This is a genomic window from Advenella kashmirensis W13003 (assembly GCF_000506985.1).
Lineage (GTDB): Bacteria > Pseudomonadota > Gammaproteobacteria > Burkholderiales > Burkholderiaceae_B > Advenella > Advenella kashmirensis_A.
On sequence record NZ_KI650980.1, the window covers coordinates 981,046 to 993,441 of the forward strand.

Genomic DNA, 12,396 nt, shown 5'->3' on the forward strand with positions numbered 1-12,396 from the left:
CCTATTGCGGCGGTTGCTGTGCCGGCTCAGACATTGGCATCAGCACCTTGAGCAGATCTTTATTGGCTTTTACGGTAAAGGGCGCATCCAGCGTGTGAACCTCCCCATCCATGGCGACCTCGATTGTGCGACTTCCCCGCTTTTTATCGATATCCAGCGATTCAAACGGAAAGCTGATGATCTGCCGATCCTGATTCAGGCGCTTGAATATGAGCTTTAGCGCAAGCAACATCATGCGCTTGCGGCTGGACGGCTTGAGCACAATACCGTACAGATAGCCTTGCCCCATTTTTTCGTCATATTCAACGCCAGCCTGCTCTGCCTGCAAATTATTGTTGCAAGCCATAAAGCTCACCGTTTTCACCAGTTGCTTGCCATCCCCACGGTTAAACTGCAGAAAATAGGAACGGCCGTATTTCATGATCGTGGAAAATGCTGCGAAAATCGCCACGCCCCGACGCCGGCCAAACTGATTTTTCCATTCCTCCCGATCGGCCAGCAACTGGGAATACAGACCCAGCGTGGCATTAACGATGAAATGGACACCACCGATTTCTCCGGTCTGAACCGGCCGGATCTGACCGGTCAGCAAGTCACGCAAGGCCGTATCGGTATCAAGCGACAGGCCGTGATCGCGGGCAAACATATTGAAGGTGCCAAACGGCACGATCGCCATGGGAAACTGTTCACGGATGGCGTGATTGGCCATGGCGCTGATGGTTCCATCCCCGCCGGCCACGACCAGAATCGCGTTGTGTTTTTTGACCAGGCTGACCGCTTCCTTCTGTCTTTGCTCGTGACTGTCTTCGGGATAGACACACACGATATGATACGGATGCCCTTGCATGACCACCGCTATTTTCTCCAGAAATTGTTCGGTGTCCTGATTACCTGAGCTGGAGTTGGTAAAAAACACAAAAGTGCGTGCAGGCTCGTGACCCGCTGGCGCCTGGCCCTGCGCATTTGGGTCAGCGCCCTCGTTCTTGCCGACGCCGTCGGCTGTCTGCGTCGTTAGCTCAGATGAGGTCATATTCATTCCACTGATGGCGTCAACACTGCCCGGCCGATGACCTTGCCGTCGTGCAGCGCCATCAAGGTGTCATCGGCCTGGTCAAGAGGATGTCGGCTCACGGGAATCGGCCGAACCTTACCCTCTTTGACAAAGGCCATTAATTCCCGCAACTCGGCGAGATTGCCCACATAGGAGCCCTGCACGGTGGCGGCCTTCAATGGAAACAACGCCAGAGACCATTCACTCTGGCCGCCGAACAGACCAACGATGACCAGTTTGCCGCCCTTGACGAGTAAATTGAAGGCCTGGGTCGCGGTGGCGGGCGCACCGACGTAATCGATGACAGACCAGATATTGCGTGTACCCGCAGCCGCCTGGATATCGGCAACCAGGGTGTCGCTGTTGCCATCGATAGCCGCCAGTGCTCCGGCCTGCAGGGCTGCCTCGCGCTTGGCCGGATCCAGATCGACGACGATCGCGCCCTTGCCGCCCATGGCATGCAACCACTGCAGGCACATCAGGCCCAGCCCGCCCGCGCCGAAAATAACGACTGGTTCATTTTGCAGGACAGCCGGATCAAACTTTTTGAGTGCCGAAAAGGTGGTCAGGCCCGAACAGGCATAGGGCGCGGCCAGCACCGGGTCCATATCACCGATGTCCACCAGATACCTGGGATGCGGCACCACGATCTGCGTGGCATACCCGCCATGACGATGAATGCCCAGGCAGGCCGGCGCCGCACACAGATTCTCATCACCTCGCTGGCAAACGGCGCATTGGCCGCACCCGATCCAGGGATAAATCAGATAGTGCTTTGAGGTGTCCAGCGCAGGGGCGTCCGGGCCCATGGCCCGGACTACACCGACGGTTTCATGACCAGGCGTGAGCGGCAACGCCACCCCGCGGTCTTTGAGTTCAAGCCGTTTGCCGTGCCCCAGATCGTATCCGCCTTCCCATAGATGCAAATCACTATGACAGACACCGGCCGCTTTGACGTCCAGCACAACCTGTGTTCCCTGCGGGACAAAGTCCTCTTTTTCCATCATTTGCAAGGGGGCTTTAAAATCGCAGATGCAATAACACTTCATGGTCAGGCGGCTCCTGGGTCAATGAATGGCATCGCTGATAGGACGATCAGCGAGAGTGTACTGAAAAGGTTATTGTATATGAGTGCTTGCGACGGTCGCGCAAGGCAGTGGCCCTGCCGGTCAATTTGCTATCTGAACCTGAGCAATATAGACATAAGTATTTGATATTTCACTCGCAGGCTACATCCATTTAAACTGAATTTTACACTGGCACTGTGCGCCCGGTTCGAGCAGAACAGATTGCACTAGGCTGCATAACAGGAAGAATTCATGAAACCCGATCCGAAATGGTCCTTCGTACTTACCGTCCTGCTGTTTTCCAGCATGATGATCGGATTGTCCATATCAGTGCTCAATGACCTGATGGCGCAAACTGCGGCCCTGAGCGGACGCGATATGTTTGTGATGACCATGCATGTGATCTGGCTCTTGTTATGGTCCGTTGCCACCATCTTTGCATTGAAGGTCGCGTTCCTGCCTTCTCACAAAAAACAGGGCAAGAACCTCACTCAGACGGCTCGTTCGGCCCGAAATCCAGCGACGACTGAATATTGAACTCTTCACCCAGCACGGGCTGTTCGGGTGTATGCGCCAGCCGGGCCTCAAGTTGCACCGGTCCCTGCGGGACGCAGCAGCAAGGCAGAATTTCATCCCTGGCAATGTAGGCCAGCGGATCGGTCAGATACCGCACCTTGCCCGAGACCAGATGGGTGCGGCACGATCCGCAATAACCCGCCCGGCACTGGAACTCCACTTCATGATTGGTGCGTTCCAGTCCTTCAAGCAGCGTTTCTCCCTCCAGCAATTCAAACCTGCTGTCGGTCGTGACGACTGAGGTCATAGCTCAAAATGCTGCAGATCGTCAGTATTCATTTGTGAATCAATCTGTCCGATCAGATAAGAGCTGATTTCAACCTCTTGCGGCGCCACCTGGACATTGTCCGATGACAGCCAGGCATTGATCCAGGGGATCGGATTCTGACGCACACCTGCAAAGGCCGGTTGCAAGCCGACAGCCTGCATGCGCAGATTGGTGATGTATTCCACGTACTGACACAGAATGTCCTTGTTCAGGCCAATCATGGAGCCACCCTTGAACAAATATTCGGCCCACTCTTTTTCCTGCAGCGCAGCCTGTTTGAACAGATCGAAACACTGATCGCGTGTTTCAACGGCGATTTCGGCCATTTCCGGATCGTCTTCCCCACTGCGCAGGATATTGAGCATATGCTGCGTGCCGGTCAGATGCAGAGCCTCGTCGCGGGCGATCAGCTTGATGATCTTGGCATTGCCTTCCATCAGTTCGCGCTCGGCAAAAGCGAAAGAGCAGGCAAAACTCACGTAGAAGCGGATGGCCTCCAGGACATTGACGACCATCAGGCACAGATACAATTTCTTCTTGAGTTCACGCAGCGAGACCACCACTTCTTTGCCGGCCAACTGGTGCGTACCTTCGCCGAACTGGTGGTACAGCTGGGTATATGAAATCACGTCGTCGTAATAGAAAGCAATATCGCGCGCGCGCTTCAGAATGTATTCATTGGCTACGATATCGTCAAACACCAAAGAGGGATTGTTGACGATATTGCGGATAATATGCGTGTACGAGCGCGAATGAATAGTTTCGGAAAACGACCAGGTTTCAATCCACGTTTCCAGTTCCGGAATGGATACCAGCGGCAGCAGCGCCACGTTGGGACTGCGCCCCTGGATCGAATCGAGCAATGTCTGGTATTTCAGATTGCTGATAAAAATATGCTTTTCATGCTCGGGCAGCGTCTGATAGTCGATCCTGTCCTGGGAAACGTCCACTTCTTCGGGACGCCAGAAAAAAGACAACTGCTTTTCGATCAGTTTTTCAAAAATCTCATATTTTTGCTGATCGTAGCGCGCCACATTGACCGACTGACCAAAGAACATGGGTTCTTTCATCTGATCGTTCGGTACCTGACAAAATGTACTGTATGCCATTATTTTCTCTTACTTGATTGCTGCCTGATCAGATCTTGCACGCGCCGCTTTCGCAATCGTCCTGTGCCTGATCTTCCTGTTTGTCTTCTGCACCGTCACGGGTGTTCTGGTAATACAGGGTCTTGACGCCCAGTTTGTAGGCCATCAACAGGTCCTTGATCATCTGGTTCATGGGCACACGGCCGCCTTCGAAACGAGCAGGATCATAATTCGTGTTGGCCGAAATGGATTGATCCACGAATTTTTGCATAATGCCCACGATCTGCAGATAGCCTTTATTGCCGGGCATGCTCCACAACAGCTCGTATTTATCCTTAAGACGATCATACTCCGGAACGACCTGTTTCAGGATACCGTCCTTGGAAGCCTTGACCGTGACCAGCCCGCGTGGCGGTTCAATGCCGTTGGTGGCATTGGAAATCTGCGACGAGGTCTCGGACGGCATCAGCGCAGTCAGCGTTGAATTGCGCAGGCCATGCGTGGTGATTTCCTTGCGCAATGCTTCCCAATCCAGATGCAGCGGCTCATTGCAAATGCCATCCAGATCTTTTTTGTATGTATCAATGGGCAAAATACCCTTGGCATACGTTGTTTCATTGAACGCCGTGCAGGGGCCGAATTCTTTGGCCAGACCGACAGAGGCTTTGAGCAGATAATACTGAATTGCCTCAAAGGTCCGGTGGGTCAGCCCATTGCCGCTGCCGTCTGAGTATTTGGCGCCGTTCTTGGCCAGATAATAGGCGAAGTTGATGACACCGATACCCAGCGTGCGGCGTTTCATTGAGCCGATATACGCAGCTTTTATCGGATAATCCTGATAGTCCAGCAGGGCATCCAGGGCACGGACCGCCAGATCGGACAGGCCTTCGAGCTCATCAAGTGATTCGATCGCGCCCAGGTTGAATGCAGACAAGGTACACAGGGCGATTTCGCCGTTCTCGTCGTTGATGTCTTCCAGGGGTTTGGTCGGCAAGGCAATTTCCAGACACAGATTGCTCTGGCGTACAGGGGCCACGGCCGGATCGAACGGGCTGTGCGTATTGCAGTGGTCCACGTTCTGGATATAGATGCGGCCTGTTCCTGCACGCTCCTGCATCATCAGGGAAAACAGTTCCGTCGCTCTGACCGCACGCTTGCGAATGGTCGGATCCTGTTCATATTTCGCATACAGTTCCTCAAAACGGTTCTGGTCTTCGAAGAATGCATCGTACAGCCCAGGAACGTCGGAAGGCGAAAACAGCGTGATATCGCCGTTTTTGATCAGACGCTGATAAAGCAGGCGGTTGATTTGTACGCCATAGTCCATATGTCGAACGCGGTTTTCTTCCACGCCGCGGTTGTTTTTAAGCACCAGCAGCGATTCGATTTCAAGATGCCACATCGGGTAGAACAAGGTGGCCGCCCCGCCGCGCACACCGCCCTGCGAGCAGCATTTGACCGCGGTCTGAAAATGCTTGTAGAACGGGATGCAACCGGTATGCTGGGCTTCGCCGCCGCGAATCGGACTGCCCACTGCGCGAATGCGACCGGCATTGATGCCGATACCCGCACGCTGCGACACATAGCGCACAATGGCGCTGGTGGTGGCGTTGATGGAATCCAGGCTATCGCCGCACTCGATCAGCACGCAGGAGCTGAACTGACGTGTGGGAGTACGCACGCCCGACATGATCGGCGTGGGCAGGGAAATCTTAAATTGCGATGTTGCGTCGTAGAAACCCTTGATGTAGGACAGACGAGTTTCTTTCGGGTACTTGGAAAACAGGCATGCCGCGACCAGAATGTACAGGAACTGCGGGCTCTCGTAGATTTCGTGGTTTACCCGGTTCTGCACCAGGTACTTGCCCTCAAGCTGCTTGACGGCGCCGTAGGAAAAACTCATATCACGGCTGTGATCAATATAGCTGTTCATTTCGTCGAACTCTTCCCGCGTGTAGTCCTGCAGAATATGTTCGTCGTATTTGCCCATTTCGGTCAGCCGGGTGACGTGATCGAACAGCGTTGGCGGATCGAAATGCTGGAAGGCTTTCTTGCGCAGGTGGAAGATGGCCAGGCGCGCCGCCAGATACTGATAATCCGGCGTGGCCGTGGAAATCAGATCGGCCGCAGCCTTGATGATGGTCTCGTGGATGTCTTCGGTCTTGATACCGTCATAGAACTGAATGTGCGACTTGAGCTCGACCTGCGACACCGACACATGATCTAGCCCTTCTGCTGCCCATGTAATTACACGGTGAATTTTATCCAGATCGATGGGTTCTTTTCGGCCGTCACGTTTGGTGACCAAGAGTGTGCTGTTCATTGCGTATCCGTATCAATGGTGGTTGACGGACCCGTTGGGCGGGACCAAATGGAAACTATATATAGTGTTTTATTTTGTATTTGGCACAATATATAGTATCTAAATGGATATTTCAAGCGCTTTCAGGTTCGTGCAAAACCTTGAAAAAAGACGCAACGCATTGATTAATATAATTATTTTTTCGATTTAAAAAAAATGTAACGGTGTGGATTTTACACGATGCGGGTCCCACCGGGTTGCCCGCGCCGCCGGGTTTTGATCGACGGCTGCCCTACTACACTTGAATCACGACACTTGAATCAGGATGCCCGATTCAGGGCAGCCACTCAAGACATTGCCTCACGCCACCGATTCAGGCGCTGCGCCTTCAATAAAGGCAAAGGCTTCATGCAAGATGGCCGGGTCCTGCGTCGCCAGCGGGGCCGGGTCAGACAGATGCCGACGCCATTGCCGTGCTCCTTTACGACCATTGAACAGGCCCAGCATCGGCTTGATAATGGACCGTAGCGGTGCGCCATGTGACCGCTCAGACGTTGCGTACCGGACCATCTCCTGCACAATCTGCGCATCGTCGGGTACCGCGGTGTCCGGCCACAATCGTTGACTGATCTGGCGCAGCATGTAAGGCTCATGCCAGGCGATCCGCCCCACCATGGCGCCATCGAATGTGGTTGCGGCCTCAATGATCTGTTCAGCATCGCTCAACCCGCCATTGAGGACAAAAAGTGCATCGGGAAAGTCGCTTTTCAGCCGCGAGACGACACCATACCGCAAGGGTGGTATTTCACGATTATCCTTCGGTGAAAGCCCCTTGAGGACGGCATTGCGTGCATGAGCAATGAATACCCTGCAGCCGGTATCGTAAAGTTGCCCCACAAAATCCCGAACAAAATCGTAGGATTCATCATAGTCCAGGCCCAGCCGGTGCTTCACTGTGACCGGCACACTAACCGCGTCCTGCATAGCCTTGATACAATCAGCCACCAGTGCAGGCTCGGCCATCAGGCAGGCGCCGAATGCGCCTTTTTGCACCCGCTCTGAGGGGCAGCCGCAATTGAGATTGATTTCATCGTACCCCCAGTCCTGGCCCAGTCGGGCACAGCGAGCCAGGGCATCGGGTTCGCTGCCGCCCAGTTGCAGGGCCACCGGATGCTCCTGCGCACTGAAGCGCAAATGCCTGGGCACATCGCCGAAAATCAGGGCGCCTGTGGTAATCATTTCAGTATAGAGCAAGGCGTCAGGCGCCAGCAGACGATGAAAATAACGGCAGTGCCTGTCGGTGACATCGATCATGGGGGCCACACTCAATTGCCAGGGCCGGCTGCCGCTGGTTTGAGTGTAATCCAATGCGGCAGCCGCAGCCGGGCCAGGCTGAGCGGCGCCTATGCCGTCAGGCGCTTTCAAAAGAGGATCGGCCTGTGCAACAGCCGTATGGGACGAAATAGCAGAATAGGTCATGATTACTTATCGCGGGATATGCGAAAATCGATATGCGGCGGCTGGTGTCGGTCCTGCAGTTCGCGTTGTGCTTCAAGTTGCTGGAGAATGGCGGATTTGCGCACCACACCCAGCAGCCTGGGCTCATCTTTGGACAACAGCACCGGCAAACGTTCACCCATAAATGTCAGGAACAGCTCCAGCCCCTGACCCAGTGTCATGTCCGGATACAGCACCGGGATAAAATGCGGTTGTACCATAAGCTCGGATATGGGCGTTGTCATGGGCGATTGCGACAGCAGCCAGCGGGTGACTTCCTGATTCGACAGCACGCCCTGGTAATGCTCGTTTTCGTCCACAACATAAATATAACGTACAGGATACGCCTGAAACATGGCCACGGCCTGCTCCAGCGTCTGATCCTGGCGCAATACGGTCTGCGCATCCAGAATCAGGCCCTTGACCGTGGCGCTCTCCGCCTGGCGTTTGAGCCTTGCTGTCTGCTCGCGTGACAATGTCACGCCATACATGGCCGGCGTACTGTACAGGCTGCCAACCACATTTGCAATCACGCAGGCAAACATGAGCGGCAATACCAGATCAATGCGATGCGTCATTTCAAATATCATCAGTATGGCCATCAGGGGTGCATGCGTACCGGCAGCCAGGAAAGCGCCCATTCCGATCAGAATATACAGGGACGGCTGGCCGGCAAACTCAGGAATCACAAGTGAAATGATCTGGAAAAACAGCATGCCAACGCTGGCGCCTACCATCAACATGGGCGTAAATACCCCGCCCGTGGCGCCCGAGCCCACGGTAGCCCCGGTGGCAAGCACCTTGTACGCGAGTATCAACAACACGGCGGGTATGGTCCAGGACTGCGTCAGCATATCCTCTATCGGCCCATAACCATTGCCCGCGGCATTGGGCTGCAAAATAAGAATGCCACCCAGCAACGCGCCCCCCAGGGCCAGACTCAGGGGCAACGGCAGCTTGGTTTTGCGAAACAACTGGCGCACCGCATCCAGAAAACGCAGAAACAACGGAGCCAGCAGACCGGCAAATATGGCCAGCACCATTAACAGCAGCAAAGTGCCATCAATGGACAGCGAGATGGGTTTGACGTCATACGTGATCCGATAGTAGCCGGTCAATTGCATGGTGACATTGGCGACGCCGGCTGAAATAATCAGCGGCCCCAGAGTGGTCACAGACAGGGTGCCCAGCACGATTTCGGCGACAAACAGCGCGGCAGCCAGCGGCGCGTTATAGGCCGCCGAAACACCGGCGGCTGCGCCGCAAGCAACGAGCAGCCGTATGTCATTTGAATTGAATGCGAGAAACCGCCCGATTGCCGATGCCGCCATCGCCCCCAGATGCACCATGGCGCCCTCGCGACCAATCGAGCCGCCGGTGACCACAGTCGACAACGAAGAGAACACCCTGAGTGCGCCCTGGCGCAAAGACAGGCGCCCGTCCGAGAGCGCGACCGCTTCCATATAGTCGGCATTCATGTCCTTGCGCACTTTTGACGACAGCCACAGCAAGGTGCCGGCAATCAGCCCGCCTACAGTGGGAAACAGCACGCGCTCGGTGTCCGTCCAGCGACTGGCTACCGTCTCGATTTCTCCCGGCACCGACCCTGTCAGCAGTTGCCCCCAGTGAATTGCCATATGAAACAAAATGGTCAGACCCGCTGCCGCCACACCCACCACAATCGCCCAGACGAAGAATGCCGGGCGGTTTGTCAGCCAGGCAAACTGCGTGAGTTTATTGCGTGCCTCAAAGGGAGAAAATAGAGCCATAGGCGGTCTCAGGGACTCAAAGGAAGGAGCGGCCAAAAGAGGACGCGGGTGGCAGATTGGCTGCAAACCCGCAAAAGTGCCTCATTGTAGCAAAACTCACTTGTGATTCTTTTGCGCATGACCCATTCCCCACGCTTATATGACGCCAACCTGAACTAAAATGATCGGCATTCAATGATTCTGTGTGTCGCATTTATCCATGGCCGTCTTTACTCCTGTCACTAATCAGCAAGCCACTGACTATCTGGCTCAGTATGCACTTGGCGATTTCGTTTCCCTGCGCGGTATTACCGCCGGTATTGAAAATACCAATTTTTTTCTGAACACCAGTCAGGGAGAATATGTACTGACGCTGTTCGAGGTGCTCAACCACGAGCAATTGAACTTCTATATCGAATTAATGCACACGCTGGCCAGCCGCGAGGTCAAAGTGCCCATGCCGCAAACCCGGCGCGATGGTACCCGGATCGGAACGCTGAACGGCAAACCGGCAGCGATCGTTGATCGCCTGGCCGGCGGATACGAGTCCGATCCCGGCATTCAGCATTGCATCATCGCCGGACGTACCCAGGCGCAGGCGCATCTGGCCGCGCGCGACTTTGCGCTTTACCAGCCGAATCTGCGCGGGCTGCCTTGGTGGGAAGAGACCTATCCGGGCATCCGCCCGTTCCTGACCGACAGCCAGGACCGGTTGTTTACCGCCAGCCTTGAGGAACAGCGCCAGATTCAGACCGGTGACGACTGGAAAAGCATGCCGGCCGGGGCCTGTCATTGCGATCTGTTTCGCGACAATGTGCTGTTTGACGGCACCTACGATGAACCGCGCATGGGAGGCATTATTGATTTTTACTTTGCCGGCCACGATGCGTGGCTGTTCGATGTCGCGGTCGCCGTGAATGACTGGTGTATCGAACGGTCAACCGGCGCGCTGCAGCCCTGGCTGGTTCAGGCGTGGCTGCAGGCCTATGCACAGGAGCGCCCTTTTACCGAAACGGAAAAGAAATTATGGCCGATCGCCCTGCGTGCTGCCGCCCTGCGCTTCTGGACCTCAAGGCTGAACGATTATTTTCGCCCCCGCCCTGCGCAAACGCTCAAACCGCACGACCCGACCCATTTTGAGCGCATCCTGACGCTGCGCGTACAACAACCGGTTCCACCACTTCCTTAAAAACATGATTGCTGCGACTCTTCCCGCCTCGTCGGGCTGGCAATGGCTCAAAGATGCTTTTCTGATCTTCCGCAAGCAACCTTTTGCCCTGCTCGCCCTGTTGTTCGTCATCAATATGATGAGTCAGATCCTGCTACAGATCCCCGTGCTGGGCGCGGGTTTGTTCATTATCACCATGCCCATCGCCAGTCTGATCGTGGTCAGCGCCTGTCGCGATATCCAGGGCAAACCGGCAGGATTCAACCAGCTTGATCCGAAAACCTGGGTCGCCAGTCTGCAAAAACCCAAGGTGATTTCCCGGCTTGCCTTTTCCGGTTTTGTATACGCAGCCCTGATTCTGCTGCTGAGCGTGGTGCTGCTCTATCCGCTGCTGGATGAACAGACTATCGCGCAAATCAGCAGTGTGCTGTATGGTGCACAGGGTGGCGCCACGACAACGGCCGATGCGCTGCCCGACGGCAGCACACTCGTTCTGCTGCTGGGCTGGGCCATACTGCTGTTTATTGTAACACTGATGTTCTGGCACGTGCCCCAGCTGATCGGCTGGGAAAATCAGACCGTCGGCAAGGCAATTTTCTATTCCTTTGTTGCTTCCTGGCGCAACAAGACTGCATTTTTGATGTATTTTCTGATCTGGTTTGTTTTCTTCATTTTCCTGCAATTTGTGATTGTGCCCTTGCTGATCGGAGTGGGACTGCCCGCGTTGTTTATCGCATTTCTCATGCAGGTCATACTGATGATTATGGTCGCAACGATTTATTGTGGCTTTTATTCCAGTTATGCTGCAATCTTCGGCACCCAGCACAGGGCTTTACCTGAGGAATAAGCATGTTAAGACAATTAGCCCTTGTCACCCTTGCCGCCAGCACCCTGACTGCCTGCCAAAACATGAATGTGGCCGGCATGGTGGGTGCGGCCTCTTCCCTGTTTCAGGCCGCCACGGTCTCCGACGAGCAGATCCAGGCACTGGCGGTCACCTCCCAGCAGGAGCTGGATTCGCAAAATAATATTGCCTCGGCCAACAGCAAATACACAACGCGACTGGCCCGGGTAACGCGTAATCTGAGAAGTTACCAGGGCGTTCCCCTGCAGTTCAAAGCGTACATCAACCCTGAAGTCAATGCCTTTGCCCTGCCCAATGGCAGCATTCGGGTCTATTCCGGCCTGATGGATAAAATGACTGATAACGAGCTGTTGTTTGTCCTGGGCCATGAAGTCGGGCATGTGATCGAAGGACACTCCAAAGCGCAGGCGCGTTCGAGTCTGCTGACGCTGGCCGCTCAACAGGCGGGTGCCGCCAGCGGCGTTCCTATTCTGTCTACCCTGTCGGGCAGCCAGCTGGGAGCCCTGGCCAATGGCCTGGTCAACGCCCAATATTCCCAGTCGCATGAATATGCCGCGGACGCCTTTGGCCTGAAAGTGCTCAAGGAACAGGGGCACGATAAATCGGCAGCCGTCTCGGCCCTGCGTAAACTGGAATCCCTATCGGGCGGTGGGTCAGGGGTTTTCTCCAGCCATCCCGATTCAGGCAGCCGGGCGGATCGCATCGAAGCCATGTAATTGGTCTTGCGCGGGTTCAGATACGACGCTCGAATACGACGTTCAAGTGC

11 protein-coding genes are annotated in these 12,396 nt (G+C 55.0%); 4 read left to right on the forward strand and 7 right to left on the reverse strand.

The features are described from left to right. Window position 1: 1 nt before the first annotated feature. Window positions 2–1,030 carry a diacylglycerol/lipid kinase family protein gene (locus W822_RS39255; protein ID WP_024006201.1) on the reverse strand — a complete coding sequence of 343 codons (1,029 nt, stop codon included), beginning with the start codon at window positions 1,028–1,030 and terminating at the stop codon, window positions 2–4. Between the two features lie 2 nt (window positions 1,031–1,032). Then, complete coding sequence (locus W822_RS39260) at window positions 1,033–2,100, reverse strand: alcohol dehydrogenase (protein ID WP_024006202.1); 1,068 nt, start codon at window positions 2,098–2,100, stop codon at window positions 1,033–1,035. 270 nt (window positions 2,101–2,370) lie between these two features. Here W822_RS39260 and W822_RS39265 point away from each other — a divergent pair, with 270 nt between their 5' ends. Next, the gene (locus W822_RS39265; RefSeq protein WP_024006203.1) at window positions 2,371–2,655 is read left to right on the forward strand and encodes a hypothetical protein; all 285 of its coding nucleotides are present in this window, start codon (window positions 2,371–2,373) and stop codon (window positions 2,653–2,655) included. Here W822_RS39265 and yfaE read toward each other — a convergent pair. The 5 genes from yfaE to W822_RS39290 all read right to left on the reverse strand — a co-directional run bounded on the left by yfaE (window position 2,606) and on the right by W822_RS39290 (window position 9,618). Beyond that, window positions 2,606–2,941: a class I ribonucleotide reductase maintenance protein YfaE gene (gene yfaE, locus W822_RS39270; protein ID WP_024006204.1), complete on the reverse strand. Its 336-nt coding sequence runs from the start codon at window positions 2,939–2,941 to the stop codon at window positions 2,606–2,608. The genes W822_RS39265 and yfaE overlap by 50 nt on opposite strands. Next, window positions 2,938–4,071, reverse strand: a complete 1,134-nt coding sequence (nrdB, locus tag W822_RS39275) for a class Ia ribonucleoside-diphosphate reductase subunit beta (protein WP_024006205.1) — start codon at window positions 4,069–4,071, stop codon at window positions 2,938–2,940. The genes yfaE and nrdB overlap by 4 nt, the downstream gene beginning before the upstream one ends. Before the next feature lie 28 nt (window positions 4,072–4,099). Further along, entirely contained in the window at window positions 4,100–6,373 is a 2,274-nt protein-coding gene (gene nrdA, locus W822_RS39280) for a class 1a ribonucleoside-diphosphate reductase subunit alpha (protein ID WP_024006206.1), read from the reverse strand. 339 nt (window positions 6,374–6,712) lie between these two features. Then, window positions 6,713–7,831 carry a tRNA dihydrouridine(20/20a) synthase DusA gene (gene dusA / locus W822_RS39285; RefSeq protein ID WP_081724415.1) on the reverse strand — a complete coding sequence of 373 codons (1,119 nt, stop codon included), beginning with the start codon at window positions 7,829–7,831 and terminating at the stop codon, window positions 6,713–6,715. A gap of 2 nt (window positions 7,832–7,833) precedes the next feature. Beyond that, entirely contained in the window at window positions 7,834–9,618 is a 1,785-nt protein-coding gene (locus W822_RS39290) for a ClcB-like voltage-gated chloride channel protein (RefSeq protein ID WP_024006208.1), read from the reverse strand. 199 nt (window positions 9,619–9,817) lie between these two features. Between W822_RS39290 and W822_RS39295 the strand changes: the two genes are divergently transcribed. The 3 genes from W822_RS39295 to W822_RS39305 are packed head-to-tail and all read left to right on the forward strand — an operon-like array spanning window position 9,818 to window position 12,346. Further along, window positions 9,818–10,786, forward strand: coding sequence for a homoserine kinase (locus tag W822_RS39295; RefSeq protein ID WP_024006209.1), 969 nt, complete (start codon window positions 9,818–9,820; stop codon window positions 10,784–10,786). A gap of 4 nt (window positions 10,787–10,790) precedes the next feature. Continuing rightward, window positions 10,791–11,612: a BPSS1780 family membrane protein gene (locus tag W822_RS39300; protein ID WP_024006210.1), complete on the forward strand. Its 822-nt coding sequence runs from the start codon at window positions 10,791–10,793 to the stop codon at window positions 11,610–11,612. Window positions 11,613–11,614: 2 nt separating this feature from the next. Beyond that, window positions 11,615–12,346, forward strand: coding sequence for a M48 family metalloprotease (locus W822_RS39305; protein ID WP_024006211.1), 732 nt, complete (start codon window positions 11,615–11,617; stop codon window positions 12,344–12,346). Window positions 12,347–12,396: the final 50 nt, after the last annotated feature.